Raw genomic sequence first — 19,199 nt, 5'->3', positions numbered from 1 at the left:
GCTCATTCCATGACGGCGCTGTGATCCATGGCAGGTGCCACTTTCGGCTTGCGCAGCAGCAGCGCGAGCGGAATGACCGCCAGCGACATGAGCATCAGCAGCTTGAAGTCGTCTATATAGGCGATGATCGTCGACTGCAGGGTGATCACTTCGTTGAGAGCCGCACGACCGGCCGCAGTCAGCGGATTCAGCCCCTGTGCCGCCGTCGCCTCGAAGGCCCGGTTGAACGGCGTCACATAGGCAGCGATGCTCTCGTGGTTCACCTGGGCGTTCTCGACGAGAAGCGCCGAAACGATCGAAATGCCGACGCTCGAGCCGATGTTGCGCGACAGGTTGTAGAGGCCGGTGCCGTCGCCGCGCATGTGGGCGGGCAGCGTCGAAAAGGCGATCGTCGTCAGCGGCACGAAAAGGAAGCCGAGCCCGGCGCCCTGAATGAAGCCGACGGACACGATCGTCCACTGCGAGACATCGGGCGTCCAACCGGTCATGTCATACATCGCCCAGGCCGTCAGCCCGAGTCCGGTCACCAAGAGCAGCCGCGAGTCAACTTTCCCGATCAGCTTGCCGACGATAAACATGCAAAGCATCGTGCCGAGCCCACGCGGCCCCATGACGATGCCCGCGGTGATGACGGGATATCCCATCAGCGTCTGCAGATAGGGCGTCATCAGCGCCAGCGAGGCGAGGTAGGTGATGCCGATAACGAAGATGAAGAGCATGCTCACCGAGAAGTTCCGATCGAGGAACAGCTTCGGATTCACGAACGACTTTTCGGCCGTCAGCGTATGCACGATCAACAGATAGAAGGCAGCGGCACAGACGATCGCCTCGATCATGATCTCGCCGGACGCGAACCAGTTCAGCTGTTCGCCGCGATCGAGAAAGAGCTGCAGCGACGCGATGCCGAGACTCATCATCCCGAACCCGAACCAGTCGAGCTTCGCCAGCGCATCGAGCTTCGTCTCCGTGACGTAGATCACGATGCCGGCAAACGCCAGCGCGCCGATCGGCACGTTGATGTAGAACACCCAACGCCAGCTGATATTATCGGTCAGCCAGCCGCCGATGACGGGTCCCAGGACCGGCCCGACCATGACCGAGACGCCAAATAAGGCCATGGCCGAGCCTCGCTCCTCGGCAGTGTAGATGTCGAGGAGGATGCCCTGAGAGAGGGGAACCAGAGACGCGCCGAACAGGCCCTGCAACAGGCGGAAGGCAACAATCTGGTTCAGCGATTGCGCAAGGCCGCAAAGAACGGAAGCCGCGACGAAGCCGGCGATTGCCGCCAAAAGCACCCGCTTGCGACCGAACTTGGCGGCCAGAAAGCCTGATGGCGGCGTCATGATCGCGGCCGCCACGATGTAGGAGGTCAGGACCCAGTTGATCTGGTCGGCGCTCGCCGAGACGCTGCCCTGAATATAGGGCAGCGCGACGTTGGCGATCGTCGTGTCCAACGCCTGCATGATCACTGCCAGGATGACGCAAGCCGTGATCGCGCCCCTGTTGGCAACCAGGGTGGCCGGTGATGATGCAGCGTTACTCATGGTCCTTGCCGGCAGAGCGGCCCAAAAGCTTGGAAACGAAATCTGGAAGGCCACGGGCGCGGCCCGTATCGACATCGACGACCGTGCTCATGCCGACGCGAAGCGGCGGCTTGCCAGCCGCGTGATCGATGCTGACGCGCATCGGAATGCGCTGCACGACCTTGACCCAGTTGCCCGTCGTGTTCTGCGCCGGCAGCAGCGAGAAGCTGGAGCCGGAGGCCGGGCTGATGCTCTCGACCTTGCCCTTCCACTCCACGCCCGGATAGGTGTCGACATAGATCGTCACCGGCTGGCCCGGCTTCACATAGGTCAGTTCCGTTTCCTTCGGGCTCGCGGAAATCCAGAGGTTATTGTCCGAAACCAGCGAGAAGGCCTGCGTTGACGCCTGCAGGTAGGAGCCCGGCTGCAGCGAGTTGACGTTCGTCACGATACCATCGAACGGCGCCTTGACGACGCTGTGGTCGAGTTCGCGCTGTGCGTCGTCCACCTTCGCCTTGGCTTCGAGATAGAGCGGGTTCTGCTCAACCGGCTGATCGGCATTGCCGCCGAGCTGGGCCAATGTTGCTGCCGCTTCGGCCTTTGCGACGGCGACCTTCTGATGGCCCGCATCGAGATTGTGCTTGGCCTGATCATAAGCAGTGCGCGTCGCGGCCGAGCTGTTCAGCAGGTTCTGCTGACGGTCGAATTCGGTCTGATAGTACGGAATATCAGCTTCGGCCTGCGTGATCTCGGCAAGCGACTGCTGATAGCTGGCCTTCAGATTGAGGATCTGGTTTCGGACGGCGCCGAGCTGCGCCTCCGCACCGTCGAGAGCAATCTTGAAGGAATCCTGCCGCAGGCTGAAGAGCACCTGGCCCTTCTTCACGGCTTCGTTCTCATGCACGTTAATCTGGTCGACGATACCGGAAACGTCTGTCGTCAGCCCCACCATGTCAGCCTGGATATAGGCATTGTCGGTCGACATGATCTGTCCGCCATTGACGTAGTAGTAGCCGCCAACGACGAGCGCGACGGGCAGCAGCGTGAACAGAACGGGGCGCTTGAGACTGCGCCGGCGGCGGACCTGAGTGCCGCCAGGCGCAGCCACAGCAGTAGCGGGCGCTGAATTGGATGAAGGCGCCTCGGCTACCGTTTCCTCACGAGGAGAAACATCCTTTTCTTCAACTGGGTTCTTGGCATTTGCGTCTGTAACGACGCGCAGGGAGGACTTCTCAGCCATGTTTTGTCTCATTCTCGGCTACCGGGGATCGGCAGGCCTGCACCAGGTTCGTCTTCATTTCGGTTAGAATGTCGAACAGCTGATCGCGCTGCTCGGAAGGGATGCCGGCGAATGCCTCGCCGCGTGTCAGATCACCAAGCTCGCGCATCTCGGCCAGAAGCGGATGGGCTTCCTCGCGCACATAGAGAAGCCAGATACGGCGATCGGTCGGATGCTGCCGGCGCTCGATGAGACCGCGATCGGCGAGTTTGTCGAGAATGCGGACAAGCGTGATCGGCTCGATTTCCAGGATCTCGGCAAGTCCGCTCTGGTGGATCCCCTCATTGCTGCGCAGATAAGCCAGGGTCTGCCACTGCGACCGCGTTAGCCCAAGGCAGCGCGCACGCTGCTCAAACCGCTTGCGAAGCAGCCGTGCGACGTCGTGCAATAGGAAGCCGAGGGTAGGATTGCTGTTCATGGGAGCCAGTGCCGATAATTCATAAGCACACTTATAATACGCTCAGATATATTAAGCGTGTGCATAGCACAATAGGCGCTTCTCCAGATTCCGCATCTGCGGCCAAAATGCCGCATGAGAATACGCGCAGAGATTTCTGAGGGCTTTCGCAAATTGCAACCGTGTGGCATTTGCAATTTCGAGCGGCAGCCGTTTAAAGTAGAAATCCAGAGGGTTACCGGCGGCCGACCCATTTTTCTCGATGGTAGGGCCGGAACGCGGCCGAACGCCGTGATCGTGAATTTACAATGGCATAGGTGAATGAGGGCAGAGCCTTTGTTCAGAGACATCAAGACATGAATCGCATCACATCAGCATAAGCGACGGCAGCGTTTGCGGCCGTCCGGATAAGGAAACCGCCATGCCTTCCTCCCTTCGACGACTGCTGACTATTGGCACCCTGACTTTCCTGCCGTTCGCTTCGGCGGTGGCGCAGCAGCCAGGCTCTCCCCCTCCCGTCTCTGTCGCCAAACCTGTCGTGCGCGATGTCGTCGACAACGATGAGTTCATTGGACGCTTCGAGCCGGTCGATCAGGTATCGGTGCGCTCGCGCATTGGCGGCTACCTTCAGGAGGTTCACTTCACCGACGGCGCACTCGTCACGCAGGGTGACCTGCTCTTCGTCATCGACCAGAGGCCATTCGTCACTGCCCTGAACGAGGCGAATGCGGCACTGGAGGTGGCCAAGTCGACGCTCGTCTATGCCGAAGCGCAATTCAAGCGGGCCGAGAGCCTTGCGACGAGTGGTAGCCAGTCGATATCGATCCTTGACGACCGCCGGCGCGAATGGGTTTCGGCACAGGCAAACGTCCGTGGAGCGCAAGCAACGGCCGATCGCGCGGCACTCGACCTCGAATATACTAAGATCACAGCGCCGATCAGCGGCCGCATCGACCGCCGGCTGATCTCCGTCGGCAACCTTGTTCAGGCTGACCAATCGATTCTGACGACCATTGTCTCGGTGGATCCCATCGACTTCTATTTCGACGTCGATGAACGCCGCCTTCTCAACTTCGCGCAGACTGCCCGCGACCGCGGGGTCGATCTGCAGCAAGGCGGTGGCGGCGTGGAGGTCGAGGTCAGGATCACGGATTCGACCGAGAAGCCATTCAAGGGCAAGCTGGACTTCGCTGAAAACAGGATCGACAGCGAGACCGGCACGAAGCGCGTACGCGCGCGCTTCGACAATCCGAACTACGTGCTCCAGCCGGGGCTGTTCGGTCGCGTTTCTGTCGAGGCATCAAATGTTTATAAGGCGATCCTTGTCCCCGATGAAGCAATCGGGTCCGACCAGAACCAGCGCGTCGTCTATGTCGTTGGAGAGGATGGGATGGTCACTGCAAAGCCCGTCCGCCCGGGCCCGCGCCTCTACGGCTATCGCGTCATCCGCGAGGGCATGGACGGCAACGAGACGATCGTCATCAATGGCCTGCTGCGAGCCCGCCCCGGCTCCAAGGTCACGCCGCAGGTCGTCGAGCTACCGCAAAGCCGCGAGGAGATTGCGCCAGAAGCCGCCGGCCTGGAGCTCAGCCGATGAGATTTGCACACTTCTTCGTCGACCGCCCGATCTTCGCGTCGGTGCTCTCTATTGTGCTGCTGATTGTCGGCGGCATTGCCTATTTCCAGTTGCCCGTGGCGCAATACCCGGAGATTGCACCGCCGACCATCGTCATCCGCACCTCCTATCCCGGCGCTGACGCCGAGACGATCGCCAACACCGTGGCGACGCCGATCGAGCAAGAGGTCAACGGCGTCGAGGACATGCTCTACATGTCTTCCTATTCGACGGCCGATGGCTCCATGGCGCTGACCGTGACTTTCAAGCTCGGTACGGACCTCGACAAGGCACAAGTGCTTGTCCAGAACCGCGTTGCCATCGCCGAGCCACGCCTTCCCGAAGAAGTGCGGCGCATTGGCATCACGACGGCAAAAAGCTCGCCCGACCTGATGATGGTGGTGCATCTGCTGTCGCCGAATTCCCGATACGACCAACTTTATGTCTCCAACTACGCACGCACCCGTATCCGCGACACCCTGGTTCGTCTTGACGGCGTTGGCGACGTCATCCTGTTCGGTGAACGCGAGTATTCGCTGCGCATCTGGCTCGACCCGCAGAAACTGTCGGCTTATGGCATGACCGCCAGCGATGTCGTCGACGCGCTGCGCGAACAAAACGTGCAGGTCTCCGGCGGCTCGATCGGCGGGCCGCCGGCCGCCGGCACCAACGCCTTCCAATATACGGTGACGACGCAAGGACGTTTTTCGGATGCCCGACAGTTCCGATACGTCATCGTCAAAGCGACCTCCGAGGGGCGTCTCGTCCAGTTGCAGGATATCGCCCGCATCGAACTCGGCGCCAAGGACTATGTCACCAATAGCTATCTGAACGGCAAGCCGGCGGTCGCGCTCGGCATTTTCGCGCGTCCCGGCACCAACGCGCTTGCAGCCGCGGCCGAAATCAAGAAGACAATGGACACAGTCGCCCAGGATTTCCCGCAGGGCCTTAGCTACGACATCGTCTACAACCCGACCGAATTCATCGCGGAGTCGATCAACGAGGTCTACAAGACGATCGCTGAAGCCGCCCTCCTCGTCGCCATCGTGGTTCTCATCTTCCTACAGTCGTGGCGAACGGCAATCATCCCCATCGTTGCCATCCCGGTCTCGCTGATCGGCACCTTCGCGTTTCTGCTTGCCTTCGGGTTTTCGCTCAACATGTTGACGCTGTTTGGCCTCGTACTGGCGATCGGCATCGTCGTCGACGACGCCATCGTCGTGGTCGAAAATGTCGAGCGCAACCTGGCAAAGGGAATGACGCCGCGAGAGGCGGCGCATGTGACGATGAACGAAGTCGGAACGGCAGTCGTCGCCATCTCTCTCGTGCTGATCGCCGTGTTTGTCCCAACGGCCTTTATCCCCGGCATATCAGGCCAGTTTTATCGTCAGTTCGCCGTGACGATCGCGGTCGCAACCGCGATCTCGGCATTGAATTCCCTGACCCTCTCGCCAGCGCTCGCAGCACTGGTGCTCAAGCCACACGAGGAGCACGAGAAGCGGCGCAATCCGATCGCGCGTTTCGGAAGCGCGCTTGCGAATGGATTCAACAATGGGTTCGACAGGCTCAGTGCCGGCTATTCATGGATCGTCCGTCATACGGTGCAGACAGTCGCAGCACTCTGCGTCGCACTGCTGATCTTTGTCGGCCTGCTCGGCGCCACATACTATATGAGCAGGATCGTTCCCGGCGGCTTCGTCCCGGTCATGGACCAGGGGTACGCCATCGTCGTCGTGCAACTCCCTGACGGTGCAGCGCTTTCACGCACCGACGCGGTCGTCGAGCGCGCTTCGGAGATCATCCGCAACACGCCTGGCGTCAAGAATGCTGTTGCCTTCTCGGGCTTCAGCGGCGCAACGTTTACCAACGCTTCTAACGCCGGCGTGGTCTTTGCCGCCTTCGACACCTTCGAAAATCGTTTGGAGCATGGCGAGACGGCCACGAAGATCATCGGCCAGCTCTATGGGAGCCTGCAGGCGATCCAGGAAGCCTTCATCATCGCCATTCCGCCGCCGCCGATCTCCGGCATCGGCAATGCCGGCGGCTTCAAGATCCAGCTGATGGATCGCGAGAGCTCCGATATGCGCCGCGTCCTCGGCGTTGCCTATCAGCTGATGGGCATGGCGAACCAGACCGAGGGTCTGACGGGTGTCTTCACGACGTTTTCCGCCAACAGTCCACAATATTTCCTCGAAATCGACCGCGACAAGGCGCGCACGCTGAACGTACCGATCACCAACATATTCGACACGCTGTCGATCAATCTCGGCACATCCTATGTCAACGATTTCAATGCCTTCGGGCGTGTCTACCAAGTGCGCGCGCAAGCCGACCAGCAGTATCGCGTCGAGCGTGACGACATCCTCGCCCTCAAGGTAAGATCTGCGACGGGTGCACTCGTCCCGCTTGGCACGCTGGTCGACATCCGTGATACCAGCGGCCCATCCCTCGTCCAGCATTACAATATGTATGTGTCCGTCCCCGTGCAGGGTAATGCCGCCCCTGGCGTTTCGACGGGCACCGCACTCGACAAGATGGAAGGCCTCGCCAAGCAGATCCTGCCGGCAGGAACGACCTTCGAGTGGACGGAAATCGCCTTCCAGGAGAGGAACACCGGCAATACCGCAATCTACATCTTCGCCCTGTCGGTGGTCTTCGTGTTCCTGGCCCTGTCGGCGCAATATGAAAGCTGGGTTCTGCCGCTAGCCATCATCCTCATCGTCCCCCTTGCGATCCTGGGAGCCTTGCTTGGGGTCCATCTGCGCGGAATGGACAACAACATCCTGACGCAGATCGGCTTGATCGTTCTGATCGGGCTGGCGGCCAAGAACGCCATCCTGATCGTAGAATTCGCGAGACAGGCACAGGACGAAGGCAAGTCGGCAACCGAGGCCGCCATCGAGGCCAGTCACCTGCGGCTGCGGCCGATTCTGATGACGGCCTTCGCGTTCATCTTCGGTGTCGTGCCGCTAATGATCGCCACCGGCCCCGGCGCCGAAATGCGCCAATCGCTCGGAACGGCCGTTTTCTCAGGGATGCTCGGCGTAACGATTTTCGGCCTGTTCCTGACACCCGTCTTTTACGTCGTGTTGCGCGGGCGCCGGCGAAAGCCTGTTGCGCAGGCCGAGCCCGCCCCGCCCTCCGAGGAGGCTGCCACTGAGACTTCTTCATGAAGGGCGCCGCTCGACCGCGCTCGGTTTGAACAGGTCTGACGAAAGGATCTTCCGGAGCGGCTTTTCGACAAACTCGTAGGCTGCCGTTCCGAGGATCGTGCCGCCAATGACGGCAATTACGATCGTCGGCGTTGCCGACAGCCCGGCCGCGCCGGCAGCCTTGACGATCACGGAGATTGCCAGCGTGTGCCAGAGGTATATCGAATAGGATGCATCGCCGAGATAGGTGAGAAGCGGTACGCGGCCAATGCTGCCGTCCGCCTCGAGCGACACCATGCCGTAGACCAAAGCGATGGCCAGCGGCCCACAGATCGTTTCATTGAAATCGGCTTCGATCAGAAAGATCATGGCGAAGCCGACGAGTGATGCGCCAACGAATGCAAGGCCGAGACTGGTGCCTGCAATCCAGCGCCGGATCCACAATTCAGCGAGCAGCACTCCCCCGAGGAATTCGAGGATGATCGACCGGGTATAGGTGTTCAGCACGGGCGATGCAGGCTTGAACACCAGGCCGATCAGGAAGAAGCTCCCGAAAATGGCCGTCAGATAGACCAGTCTCCAGCGACGCGGCAGGAAGAGCGCGCCGGCAAACAGTATGTAGAAGAACATCTCGAAATTCAGCGTCCAGCCTTGGACGAGGACCGGCCAGATCTCGCCAGTGCTCGGCGAGTGGGCAGGAATGAAGAAAAGCGAGGACAAGATATGGGCGCCGGTCAGCTTCAGGTTTGGAAACAGACCGACGAGGGCGCCGGCGATCATCACGCTCGTGACCAGCCAGTAGGAAGGCGCAATGCGGCGAATGCGATCAAGCAGGAACCCCTGTGGCGTCATTGGGCGGCGGTCGCTGATGACCCACATGATGAAACCGCTGATGACGAAGAAAACATCGACGCCGGCGGCACCAATGGCGAAATGCTCACCGGTTCTTTCGGCCGCGTGGAAGACCACGACGGCAAGTGCCGCGAAGGCGCGCAGATATTGGATGCCGTAAAGTGTCTTCATCCGTTTCCTCGGAGAACCGGACCAAGCCCGGTCGAAAATGCAATGACATTATTGAGGGAGAGGCTCAGGCGACGCGTGCTGTTGCCATGAGCTCACCGCTGGTTGGCGGCGCGCTGTCGCCAGCTTTCCGGCGGCGAAATAGAAAAGAAACGTCCCGACGTTGTACGGTGTCAGAATATCGATCTCGACGAAGGAGCGGATCGTCAGCAGCACGGCGATCGAGAACAGCAGATAGGATTCGTCGTTCCTGAAATCCTCGATGACGCGGCGCAAGTGCCCCCACAAAATCCGCAACAGCATTCCTGCAAGAACGACCACGCCCGCGAGGCCCAGCTCGACGGCCGTTTCGATGTAGGTGTTGTGGAAGTGGAAGCCGCTCCGCGATCCGATGAAGAACTCTTCCCACAGGCGCTCCGGCTCCGAGAAGCCCTGAACCCAATAGGCCTGGTAGCCGATGCCGAAGACCGGATTCTGCTTTGCCGCCTCGATCCCCTGCTGCCAGAGATAGGTACGCCCGGTCAGCGTGGAATCCTTGCCGAAGATGCCGAGAACGGCATCGACCGCGCCGAGATAGACGCCAGCAACGGCGAGAATGATGACGGCGACGCCACCGCCGACGACCAGCAGCTTGCGGTGGTCGGGGGTCAGTGCGAGCACGACACGCAGCCCCATCATGAGGGCAATCACGACGGCAGTCGTCAAAACGGACGTCGCAGACTGGCAGGCGATGAGGCAGTAGGCCGATAGCAGCCCGACTATTCCCGACGCCGCCATCCAGAGGCGTCTCTCACCGAAGATAAAGACGGCCGCGAAGGAAACGATCAACCCAAGCGACGCATAGAAGCCAAGCTGGTTCTTCGAGGCGAAGGCCCCAACGAAACTGAAGGTGCCGTCCAGCGGGTCGTACTCGTAGTAGCCGAACAGCAGCGAATAGACGAGAACGATCCCCACACCGGCGATCATGCCCACCGTCAGGCTTCTGACGTCCACCACGCGGACTGCAATCAGGGCACAGATGACCTGAGTCAGGTACTGGATGCTGGCACGCAGCGAAATGCTCGGAACCGCCGACCAGAAGACCGACAGGAAGGCAAGTGCTGCGAAGGCATAGATCCAGAGATAGCGACCATGGCTGCCGAGCACCTTCTTGTAGTCCACGGCAATCAGCGGCAACCAGAGCGCATAGTAAAGCAGGATCGCCACCTGCCCGAACTTAATCGAGTAGGCGAAGCAAAAAAGTGACAGCGCCACGGCAGGGATGGCGAAATTCGCATTCCTGCCTGGCTGAATGAGCACAGATTTTGCGATCCGCATTGCGGCCTCGTTATCTCATTGCCAATCCGGCGGTGACCTTGATCAGGTCGCCGGGCTGCAGTGCCGTATTTTCCTGAACCGGAATCTCCTTCGCCTTGCCGTCGACATCGCGGACGATCGAGTAGGCGATGCTCGCAGCCCCGGTGCTGGTGTCAAAACGGGCGGCATCGGTGGATTGCGTCAATGCCTCCGCCATCAGCGAATTGCTGGTTTCGAGCTTAAGATGGAGTTCGTCTAGTTGAGCTTCGGCATTCTGAAGTTCCTGGGCAAGCTGCGCATCCCAGTCGTTCCGAAGCGTGATCTCGTCCTGATCGGCCTTGCTGATATCCTGCTTGGCCTTCAGCGAATTTGTGTCGATATCGAGAAGCGTCGCCTCGGTATCGGCAGCGCGCTGCTCGGCGGCCATCTTGCGGGCGCTGAGTGCCAGACCCTTCTCCGCAAGATCCTCGACCTTGTCGCGGTCCGCGGTCGCAAGCTGCAATTGCCGAGTCTGCGTTTCGCTCTTTTTGGCGAGGGTCTCGACCTCGCTTTGCAGCAGTTGCTTGAGGTCAGCAAGAGCCTGAAGCTGCAGCGTCAGCCGCTTCTTGCGCGTGTTCATGAGAGCCGTTTCGCTGTCAAGCAGGGGCTTCGCCTCCGGCTTGTCTTGCAGCTCCTTCGGCATTTCGATCGTATCCTGGTTCGCGATCTCCGCGCGCAACCGCGCCTGCTTCACCAGCAGGCGTGCACGGTCGGCCATGTAGACGACCGCGTCACCCTTGGCGTTGATGAAGTCGCGGGCGAAGCGTTGCCCGGCGTCCGCGCGGCGCAGGCCACCCGCGAGGCTCACGGCCTTGACGATCGTGAGATTGGGCGCGAACGGATATTCACCGGGCTTTTCAACGTCACCGGAGAGATAGACCGGCCGGAATTCCGACAGTTCCACCGAGGCAGAAGGTCGGTCTTTCAGAGCAAATTGCTTCTGCAGAGCCGAACCGATCTCCTGGGCGATCGCATCCGTCGTCTTGCCTGATGCGGGCATGTCACCGACGAAAGGCAGGGAAATGCTTCCTGAAGGCCCGACCGTATAGTCCCCACTGATAACCGACCAGTCGCGGATGCTGCCATCCGCGGTCTGCCACTCGGCCACCCGAATCCTCAGCTTGTCCATCATTCCGAGCCGGTAGTCGTCTGCACTGGCAAGCGATGAGGACGCCAATAAAGCAGCAAGTCCGGCTGCGACAACAATACCGGATCTTAGCGAACGAAATCGTCCGGCCTTGCCGTCAAGAAAGCGTCTTTCCATGAACCTTCCCCGTGTCTCAGCACGACAAGCCGCAAGGCGTCGCCGCGCAGTACTGTTTTGGGTTTTGAGATGCGGCTTAGTAGCTGCCGCGTTGAGCGCATACCGCCGGGATTGTGCGTGCGATGATCACGACATCCCGAACCAGCGACCAGTTTTCGACATAGTGCGTGTCGAAGGCGACGCGGGTGGCGTAAGAAACGTCATTGCGTCCGCTGATCTGCCAGAGGCCTGTCAGGCCAGGGCGAGCTTGCAGATAATAGACGGCCGCATTCTCGTATTTTTCGAGTTCGTCTCGAACAACGGGACGCGGACCGACGACGCTCATTTCGCCGCGGATGATATTGAAGAGCTGGGGCAGCTCATCAAGGCTCAATTTGCGTAGAACGGCACCAACGGCAGTAACCCGGGGGTCATCCTGCAGCTTGCGCGTTTCACGCCACTCTTCCATGGCCTTCGGATTGTTTCGCAGGTGCTCCTGCAGAACCTTGTCACCATTGGTGACCATTGTCCGAAACTTCAGGCAACGGAACTCCTGGCCATTGTGGCCGATGCGGCGATGTCCGTAGAAGATCGGCCCCCTGTCGGAGAGCTTCACAAGCAACATCACCATCAAAAAAAGCGGGCTCAGAAAGATGAGCCCGAGGCAGGCGGCGGACACATCGAATGCCCGTTTTGCGATCCCGCCAGTCGGCGGAAACACGCTCTGATGAACTGCGCCATAAAATGGCGAACTGTCCGATCTCGTCGCAGACTTCATAGAGGTAACTCCACTTATGTTTGCCGTTTGGTCGGGTAGGCTCAGGCCGCTTAGCTGGCCCTGACGAATTCGAAGTGTATGAGGTGATTTTGTTTTTTTAAGCCACAATTTTACGACTGACGCTTTACGACGTGTTTTTCCGGCCGCCGTTCAGATTTTTTGTTTTTAAGAATCCGCTGAAATAGTCATACAATTCTCTGGCGATCTCGAAATAATCTATGCGTGTACCAATAAAAGTCTGGGCCGTTGCTATCGGAGCCAAAGATACTGAAGTCTAGGTCGTTCCGGCATGGTGGGAGCAATTGGTGGTTTGCACTGGCGGCTTCTCGCAAAGCAATGGATTCTATTTGTCGAAAGAGTTCTCTATTGCATTGCACCATCAGTTTTGCACTGCACTAGCAAACCGATTAAAATTAAAAACTTTGTAATAAAAGTTGAACGCACAACCCCTCCAACGCACCCGTTGTGACCGACATTGTGGCACTAATGCTTACGTGTATTGCCAAATTAGGCGCAACCAAAGATCGATGTAATCTTCTTTAATCATCTTTCGCAAAAGCCCGCGAAGGGTGACAGCGCGTGGCATTTTTACCAATAGCCGGAAGAAACCTTTAAGATCGTCGCTGTACTACGCATTTCGCAGGCGCAAAAAACGTCTCCAGACCTTCAGTTGAAACAGGAAGTCCTGTAAAACATTATCCTAGGAAGGATCCCGGTGGCGCTTTCGTCTTCGATAATTGTTCGTTGAAGAAGCTCCGATGGAGGAGGCAACAGATGTATGCACCTCGCGTTATCTTCAGCATGCTCGGCGCATTGGCCGTATTTGCTGTGGCGACGTATTGGCTGAGCGGTTCCCTCGCTGGCACCGCGATCAAGACCGCAATTTGCGCCGTCCTGCTTCAGGCCGGCTACTTTGGCGGCGTGCTTTACCTTGTCTGGAAGGAATCCAGGAGCCGCACGATTCGCCCCGCCGTAAAGCGCGAAGAAGCGGAAAAAATGCCTGTGTCGCCCTTCAAGGGCTCTGAGCCGTTCAATCGCTAAGCATCGCAATTCGTACCGCTGTCGTGCCTGTCCGGCATGGAAGGCATCCTCGCCCCGTAACATCATTTGAACGGCCGCCCGTTGTCCGCCACACTTTGACGTCCTAGTTGTTGAGCGAAAACAACGGAGGCTACGCGTGGCAGAAACGGCAAGCATTTGCGTCATCATCGCAGCCAAGAACGCGGCGGACACGATAGAAACCGCCGTGAGATCGGCGCTTCGGGAGCCCGAAGTGACCGAAGTGGTGGTCGTCGATGACGGCTCCAGCGACGGCACGGCAGGGGCCGCGAGACGTGCGGACGACACCAGCGGAAGGCTGAATGTCGTCAGATTCGATCAGAACAAGGGCCCCTCTGCCGCCCGCAACCACGCCATCGACATCTCTTCGGCACCCCTGATCGCAATCCTCGATGCGGACGACTTCTTCTTCGAGGGCCGCTTTCGCCAGATGCTTGTGGAGGACGACTGGGAGTTCGTTGCCGACAACATCGCCTTTGTCGATGCCGATACAGCAAGCCAGGCGCCCCAGCGCCTACAGCAATTTGCCGCAAGCCCGCTCTTCCTCGACCTGCCCACCTTTGTCGACGGCAACATTTCCAAGCGTGGCGTTCGGCGCGGCGAGATTGGCTTCCTTAAGCCGATCATGCGACGCGCCTTCCTGGACAAGCACGGCCTGCGTTACCGCGAGGAGATGCGGCTTGGAGAGGATTACGACCTCTACATCAGGGCGCTGGCGCTCGGCGCGCGCTACAAGGTGATCCACAGCTGCGGCTACGGGGCGGTCGTGCGCGGAAATTCGCTCAGCGGTCGACACCGCACCGAAGATCTTCGTCGCCTCTACGAGGCCGATCGCGTGCTGCTGGCATCGTCAAGATTGCCGCCTGAGGCCGCCGATGCTGTGCGTCGGCACGAGCGGCACGTGCGCGGCAAATATGAGCTGCGGCGGTTCCTCGACATCAAATCACAATCGGGCCCGCTGGCGGCCATCGCCTATATCGCAACCCACCCAACCGCCTTCCCGCCCATTGCGACGGGCATCCTGATGGACAAGACCGAGCGCCTGCGAAATCCGGGTGGCGTTTCCGTCACCGCGCAAGGCGATGGCTTGCGATATCTTCTGAGCGCCCCAGCCAAGTAGCCGGGTTCGACTATCTGGAAAACTTGGCCGCCGCCAGCTGCAGCGCGCTCTGAAGCAATCGGGGATCGCGTGCCGCCCAGCGTGCGAGCAGCCGGAAATCCGGCTTCTTGCGGCGACGCAGAAGGCCGATCTGGCTCCAGATCGCCTGCTTTCGGGCGGTGTTCTTGTGCTCCTTGATCGTCTCCACCTCCCGCGGTCGGCGAGAGAAGCGGCTCTCCAGCTGGTCGAGCGCCATCCAGGTGATGAACTGCTGCTTGAGAAACTCCGGCGAGGCGTTGTCGACACCGTGGAAGATGTTGATGCCCTCGCCGCGCAGCGCCCCAGGCTCGCCGCAGAGCAGCACCTGTTTCGCGGCGATGATGCAATCGCAAAAGAACAGAACGTCCTCGGCCGCCAAGCGCAGGGCCGCGTCGAAACGAACCTTCTCGAACAGCGGCTGGCCGATGACCATGCAGGACATGTGCAGGAACGCCCAGTTCTTCAGCATGACGCCCGCGAGGTCAGGCACGTCGAGGATTAGCGGCTTGCTCAGGAGACGCCGCGCCCCCTCCTCTTTCTCGAGAGCGGCGATACCAAAATGGTAGTCGAACTCCTCGCCCCCTTCGATGGACGCCCAGTAGCAGTCGCCACCGAAAGCCTCCATCGCCTTGGCTGCATTGGCCAAATGATCGGGCGTCCACACATCGTCGGAGTCGAGAAAGGCAACATATCGCGTCGCCTCCGGCACATGATCGAGTCCCGTGTTCCGGGCACCGCCCGGTCCGGCATTCGGCTGGGCGATCACCGTGACACGCGCCCTATCCTCCTCCGACAGCGACGCTAGGTCCGCATCCGGAGAGCGTGGCGACTGGTCGTCGACGACGATGACATCAACATCCTTGAAGCTTTGCGAGAAGACCGACGCCAGGGCGCGGCTGAGAATGCCGTCCTGACGCTGGTAGAAGGGGATGATGATCGTGAAGGTCGCCATACGCTCTCCTTGAGATACGCGAAGTGATGTTTTCCGCCCCTGACGCATCTAGGGGTGAATGAAAGCGCAGCAAGTCTGCTGCACTGCAAAATGATGACGTTCATTTCGGCCGAAGTTTGTCAAAGCGGGTGATCTGAGCGGGTCGTCCCAAACTGTATCGGAACGAAACGGCCGTTCAGTCCCAAGCCGCAATTCGGCCACGATCGGAGCAATTCGTCAGCCTCGCGTTGTAACAATCGTTCACTAGTCAACAAAAACTTTCAGGCCCCGCGGCGCATAAAGAACCCAGAAATTGATGAATATCATCATGTTATGAAATGCACTGCTCACGTTGACGTTGAGCTCGATTCGGCAGACCCCTGCGTAGGCGTTTTCCCATACTGAGCCAGGACAGAACGACTGTTACGAAGTGGGACCGCCGATCACTTTTTGCTGCAGTGCCATATTTTCTTCCGGGAATCCGCCGTAGCTTTCTCGGCGCGGGCTCGAGTCTGCTCTGATTGAAAACGGTCGCAAGGGGAGGTGCGGCCCAAAAGGGGTGACTGATAACGTGAATGTTGATGCGAATGTATCGTCGCGGATCAATCTGATGCGCATCGTGCTCATTTCGGGCATTGTGTTTGTTCACATACCGTTCGATGCCGCCAGCAGTCCCTACGACGGGACCTACGGCGCATTTGACTGGATTCGGGTTTTCCTGACGGAGGCGCTCTTTCGCGTCGGCGTTCCCTGCCTGAGCGCGATCTCGGGCTATCTGCTGTTTCGCGGCGGACAGGAAAACTTCAGCTACAGGAAAACCGTGCGCACGAAAGTGCAGACGGTGTTCCTGCCATTCCTGCTCTGGAACTGCGCGTTCATTGCAGCGATCATTCTGGCGACCAGTGTCGGCATCGGTGACGGCTATCTGCCTGATCCGCTGAACGCGTCCGGCCGCGATCTCATGACGCAAGTGCTGGCAGTGGAGAATTTTCCTGACAATGTGCCGCTCTACTTCCTCCGCGATCTCTTCGTCTGCATCCTGCTTTCACCGATCCTCGCGTGGCTGATCAGCCGTGCGCCGATTTTGACGTTGACCGCCTTGCTGGTGATCGCGCTGATTCCGGAGCTGTCGATCTACATCGTTCTCAAGCGCTCGATCCTCTTCAGCTTCAGTCTCGGCATCTTCATTGCCCTGCAGCAGTTCGACTTGAAGGCTCTCGATCGCTTTGCGCCGGTTGGCGTCTTTCTCTTGCTCGCCGCCTCGGCGCTCCTCGCAACGGCGATCTTCTTCACGGGCCCGTCCTTGCCGGACTGGGTGCAATTGTTTCGCAACGCGCTAGCAATCGTCGGCGCTCTTGGCTTCTGGCTGCTATCGGCGCCGCTGATCAAGACGCAACTCGGCCAACGGCTCGCGAAAACGGGAAGCCTGAGCTTCTGGATCTTCTGCGCCCACTATCCGCTACTCGTCTTTTTCTGGATCCTATGGGGCAAGTCGGACCTGAGCTTCTACCCGCTCTTCTTCGTTCTGTCTTTCGCGCTGCTGTTTCCGTTTCTCACGTTCTCGAACGGGCTCTGCCGGAAGAATTTTCCGCGGCTCTACGCAATCCTGACGGGTGGCAGAACCAAACGGTCCGCAAAACCGACGTCGCCGCACGACGTCTCCCCCGAACTTGCTACACAGCAAAGGTGACACATGACGACCCAAATCGCCCATGCGCGAAAACTTTGCCTCGGCCTGATCGCCATTACGGCAGCCTGCGCTTCAGCGCTGCCGGCTTCAGCACAGCAGGCATCCGGAAAGTCCTTCGTCGACGATTTCGACAAGATCAACCATGGCTTCTGGTACGTTTCTGACGGCTGGAACAACGGCGCCCACCAGAATTGCACCTGGTCGAAGAACAACGCGAAGGCCGAGGACGGCGCCCTTCAGCTTTCGTTCGCCGACGGAAAATCGAACGACCGCAACTACTTGTGTGGTGAGATCCAGACGACCAAGCGTTACAGCTACGGCACCTACGAAGCCCGCATCAAGGCTGGAACAGGCTCGGGGCTGAACTCCGCTTTCTTCACCTATATCGGTCCAGCCGACAAGCAGAAGCACGATGAGATCGACTTCGAAGTGCTGGGCAAGAACACCGGCGAGGTGCAGGTGAACCAGTATGTGCAGGCCAAGGGTGGCAACGAGAAACTCGTTCCGGTTGGCAACAAAGCCGATGAGGGCTTCAATGACTATGCCTTTATCTGGGAAAAGGATCGACTGCGTTACTACCTGAACGGCAAGCTTGTTCAGGACGTTACTGATCCGTCGAAGATACCGTCCAACCCGCAGAAGATCTTCTTCAGCCTATGGGGTTCCGACACACTTTCGAACTGGATGGGGCGCTTCAACTACACGAAGCCAACCACTCTCAGCGTTGACCGCGTGGCCTTCACCGCGCTCGGCGACAAGTGCCAGTTCCCTGAATCGATCGCATGCACGCTCAACTGACCAGCGCGGGCCAAGCCCATACAGCAAAAGGAACGTCGATGCTCAAAGTGCTCTACCTCGTGCACGACCTGGCAGATCCGGCCGTCAGACGGCGGGTGCTGATGCTGCGCGAGGGCGGCGCCGAGGTCGTGCTTGCCGGTTTCCGCCGCGGCGAGAACCGGCTTGCGGAAGTGCATGGCGTCACGCCGATCGAGCTTGGACGCACGGCCGATGCCAAATTTGCGCAGCGCATGAGCGCCGTCGCAAAGGCGATGACCGGCCTCAAGGCTCTGTTGAAGAACGTAGAGAAGCCCGATCTCATCATCGGCCGCAATCTGGAGGCACTGGCCGTCGCGCACAAAGCCAACACGCTTTTCGGTGGCAACGTTCCCGTTGTCTACGAATGCCTGGATATCCATCGCCTTCTGCTGCGCGACGACGTGGTCGGCAAGGCGATCCGCCGCGCAGAGGCGCATTTCGGCAGGAATACCAAGCTCATTCTGACCAGCTCTCCGGCTTTCATCGAGAACTATTTCAATCCTCGCTCCGGCGTCAAAGCCGAGATGCTTCTGATCGAGAACAAGGTCATCGCCCTTGACGAAGCCGCTATCGAGCCGGCATTTGGCCGTCCCCTGAAGCAACCGGGCGAGCCGTGGAAGATCGGCTGGTTCGGTGCGCTTCGCTGCCGCAAGTCGCTCGGCCTTCTTGCCGAATTCTCGCGCCGCATGGAAGGCAAGGTCGAGATCGTTCTGCGTGGTCGCCCCGCCTACTCGGAGTTCGAGGATTTCGATGCCTTCGTGCGCGACGAGCCCTATCTTCGTTTCGAAGGCCCCTATCGCAATCCCGAGGATTTGCGGGCGATCTACGACGACGTCCATTTCTCCTGGGCGATCGATTTCTTCGAGGACGGCCTCAATTCGAGCTGGCTCCTGCCGAACCGGCTCTATGAGGGATGCCTGTATGGCGCCGTGCCGATTGCCCTCGAAGGCACGGAGACCGCGCGCTTCCTCCAGTCACGCGACATCGGCCTAGAGCTTTCCGAAGCCAACGTTTCGCAGCTCGCAGAGTTGTTCGAAACCATGACAGGCGAGCGGCACCGCGCATTGAGCGAGGCCGTCGCCGCCAAGGATCGCAAGATCTGGCTTGCCGACCGCAGCGATTGCGCGGCCCTCGTCGCAAGCCTTTCCCGCCTTGTCCCGGCAACCGCAGAGAGGGGCGGTGCCGGCGCAATCATTCCAACAAGCGTGTCTCCAGAAGGGTGG

The 19,199-nt window shown here is 59.5% G+C and carries 14 protein-coding genes and 1 pseudogene; 7 read left to right on the top strand and 8 right to left on the bottom strand.

The window, feature by feature from the left end; translation table 11 throughout:
- Positions 1-2 precede the first annotated feature (2 nt).
- The 3 genes from AC1DE4_RS24665 to AC1DE4_RS24655 are packed head-to-tail and all read right to left on the bottom strand — an operon-like array spanning position 3 to position 3,220.
- Positions 3-1,544, bottom strand: coding sequence for a DHA2 family efflux MFS transporter permease subunit (locus tag AC1DE4_RS24665; protein WP_018857345.1), 1,542 nt, complete (start codon positions 1,542-1,544; stop codon positions 3-5).
- Positions 1,537-2,763, bottom strand: a complete 1,227-nt coding sequence (locus AC1DE4_RS24660; protein ID WP_477883536.1) for an HlyD family secretion protein — start codon at positions 2,761-2,763, stop codon at positions 1,537-1,539. Before AC1DE4_RS24660 ends, AC1DE4_RS24665 begins: the two co-directional genes overlap by 8 nt.
- Complete coding sequence (locus AC1DE4_RS24655; protein ID WP_018857343.1) at positions 2,756-3,220, bottom strand: MarR family winged helix-turn-helix transcriptional regulator; 465 nt, start codon at positions 3,218-3,220, stop codon at positions 2,756-2,758. Before AC1DE4_RS24655 ends, AC1DE4_RS24660 begins: the two co-directional genes overlap by 8 nt.
- A gap of 400 nt (positions 3,221-3,620) precedes the next feature.
- Here AC1DE4_RS24655 and AC1DE4_RS24650 point away from each other — a divergent pair, with 400 nt between their 5' ends.
- Positions 3,621-4,796, top strand: coding sequence for an efflux RND transporter periplasmic adaptor subunit (locus AC1DE4_RS24650; RefSeq protein WP_477883534.1), 1,176 nt, complete (start codon positions 3,621-3,623; stop codon positions 4,794-4,796).
- On the top strand, positions 4,793-7,987 hold the full coding sequence (locus AC1DE4_RS24645; protein ID WP_477883532.1) for an efflux RND transporter permease subunit: 3,195 nt from the start codon (positions 4,793-4,795) through the stop codon (positions 7,985-7,987). Before AC1DE4_RS24650 ends, AC1DE4_RS24645 begins: the two co-directional genes overlap by 4 nt.
- Here AC1DE4_RS24645 and AC1DE4_RS24640 read toward each other — a convergent pair.
- The 4 genes from AC1DE4_RS24640 to AC1DE4_RS24625 form a co-directional block, all read right to left on the bottom strand.
- The gene (locus AC1DE4_RS24640) at positions 7,982-8,989 is read right to left on the bottom strand and encodes an acyltransferase family protein (protein ID WP_169682270.1); all 1,008 of its coding nucleotides are present in this window, start codon (positions 8,987-8,989) and stop codon (positions 7,982-7,984) included. The genes AC1DE4_RS24645 and AC1DE4_RS24640 overlap by 6 nt on opposite strands.
- Positions 8,990-9,037: 48 nt before the next feature.
- Positions 9,038-10,303, bottom strand: a complete 1,266-nt coding sequence (locus AC1DE4_RS24635; RefSeq protein ID WP_018857339.1) for an O-antigen ligase family protein — start codon at positions 10,301-10,303, stop codon at positions 9,038-9,040.
- Positions 10,304-10,313: 10 nt separating this feature from the next.
- Positions 10,314-11,585, bottom strand: coding sequence for a polysaccharide biosynthesis/export family protein (locus AC1DE4_RS24630; protein ID WP_113161517.1), 1,272 nt, complete (start codon positions 11,583-11,585; stop codon positions 10,314-10,316).
- A 76-nt stretch (positions 11,586-11,661) separates the two neighbouring features.
- Complete coding sequence (locus AC1DE4_RS24625; protein ID WP_025660022.1) at positions 11,662-12,342, bottom strand: sugar transferase; 681 nt, start codon at positions 12,340-12,342, stop codon at positions 11,662-11,664.
- A 774-nt stretch (positions 12,343-13,116) separates the two neighbouring features.
- Here AC1DE4_RS24625 and AC1DE4_RS24620 point away from each other — a divergent pair.
- Together AC1DE4_RS24620 and AC1DE4_RS24615 are read left to right on the top strand one after the other, a co-directional pair.
- Positions 13,117-13,383, top strand: coding sequence for an exopolysaccharide production repressor protein (locus AC1DE4_RS24620; protein WP_018117241.1), 267 nt, complete (start codon positions 13,117-13,119; stop codon positions 13,381-13,383).
- 136 nt (positions 13,384-13,519) lie between these two features.
- The gene (locus AC1DE4_RS24615) at positions 13,520-14,521 is read left to right on the top strand and encodes a glycosyltransferase family 2 protein (RefSeq protein ID WP_113471287.1); all 1,002 of its coding nucleotides are present in this window, start codon (positions 13,520-13,522) and stop codon (positions 14,519-14,521) included.
- Positions 14,522-14,531: 10 nt separating this feature from the next.
- Here the strand turns inward: AC1DE4_RS24615 and AC1DE4_RS24610 are convergent, their stop codons facing one another.
- Positions 14,532-15,491 (bottom strand): glycosyltransferase family 2 protein, encoded by a 960-nt coding sequence (locus AC1DE4_RS24610; protein ID WP_113471286.1) that lies wholly within the window; start codon positions 15,489-15,491, stop codon positions 14,532-14,534.
- Between the two features lie 589 nt (positions 15,492-16,080).
- Here AC1DE4_RS24610 and AC1DE4_RS24605 point away from each other — a divergent pair.
- The 3 genes and pseudogenes from AC1DE4_RS24605 to AC1DE4_RS24595 all read left to right on the top strand — a co-directional run.
- Entirely contained in the window at positions 16,081-17,160 is a 1,080-nt protein-coding gene (locus tag AC1DE4_RS24605; RefSeq protein WP_210258301.1) for an acyltransferase family protein, read from the top strand.
- A 3-nt stretch (positions 17,161-17,163) separates the two neighbouring features.
- A complete protein-coding gene (gene exoK, locus AC1DE4_RS24600; protein WP_018857333.1) occupies positions 17,164-17,958 on the top strand; it encodes an endo-1,3-1,4-beta-glycanase ExoK in 795 nt (264 codons plus the stop codon).
- A gap of 38 nt (positions 17,959-17,996) precedes the next feature.
- Positions 17,997-19,145 (top strand): annotated as a pseudogene (locus AC1DE4_RS24595) (glycosyltransferase family protein); the annotation flags it as partial.
- Between the last annotated feature and the right edge of the window lie 54 nt (positions 19,146-19,199).

Source organism: Rhizobium sp. 10N414 (assembly GCF_056394785.1).
This window is presented reverse-complemented; position numbering and strand designations above follow the sequence as displayed.

Excerpts from the sequence above, each read along its gene's own strand:
- AC1DE4_RS24665 (WP_018857345.1), bottom strand. The coding sequence starts at position 1,544 with ATGAGTAACGCTGCATCATCACCGGCCACCCTGGTTGCCAACAGGGGC.
- AC1DE4_RS24660 (WP_477883536.1), bottom strand. The coding sequence starts at position 2,763 with ATGGCTGAGAAGTCCTCCCTGCGCGTCGTTACAGACGCAAATGCCAAG.
- AC1DE4_RS24655 (WP_018857343.1), bottom strand. The coding sequence starts at position 3,220 with ATGAACAGCAATCCTACCCTCGGCTTCCTATTGCACGACGTCGCACGG.
- AC1DE4_RS24650 (WP_477883534.1), top strand. The coding sequence starts at position 3,621 with ATGCCTTCCTCCCTTCGACGACTGCTGACTATTGGCACCCTGACTTTC.
- AC1DE4_RS24645 (WP_477883532.1), top strand. The coding sequence starts at position 4,793 with ATGAGATTTGCACACTTCTTCGTCGACCGCCCGATCTTCGCGTCGGTG.
- AC1DE4_RS24640 (WP_169682270.1), bottom strand. The coding sequence starts at position 8,989 with ATGAAGACACTTTACGGCATCCAATATCTGCGCGCCTTCGCGGCACTT.
- AC1DE4_RS24635 (WP_018857339.1), bottom strand. The coding sequence starts at position 10,303 with ATGCGGATCGCAAAATCTGTGCTCATTCAGCCAGGCAGGAATGCGAAT.
- AC1DE4_RS24630 (WP_113161517.1), bottom strand. The coding sequence starts at position 11,585 with ATGGAAAGACGCTTTCTTGACGGCAAGGCCGGACGATTTCGTTCGCTA.
- AC1DE4_RS24625 (WP_025660022.1), bottom strand. The coding sequence starts at position 12,342 with ATGAAGTCTGCGACGAGATCGGACAGTTCGCCATTTTATGGCGCAGTT.
- AC1DE4_RS24620 (WP_018117241.1), top strand. The coding sequence starts at position 13,117 with ATGTATGCACCTCGCGTTATCTTCAGCATGCTCGGCGCATTGGCCGTA.
- AC1DE4_RS24610 (WP_113471286.1), bottom strand. The coding sequence starts at position 15,491 with ATGGCGACCTTCACGATCATCATCCCCTTCTACCAGCGTCAGGACGGC.
- AC1DE4_RS24605 (WP_210258301.1), top strand. The coding sequence starts at position 16,081 with ATGCGCATCGTGCTCATTTCGGGCATTGTGTTTGTTCACATACCGTTC.
- exoK (WP_018857333.1), top strand. The coding sequence starts at position 17,164 with ATGACGACCCAAATCGCCCATGCGCGAAAACTTTGCCTCGGCCTGATC.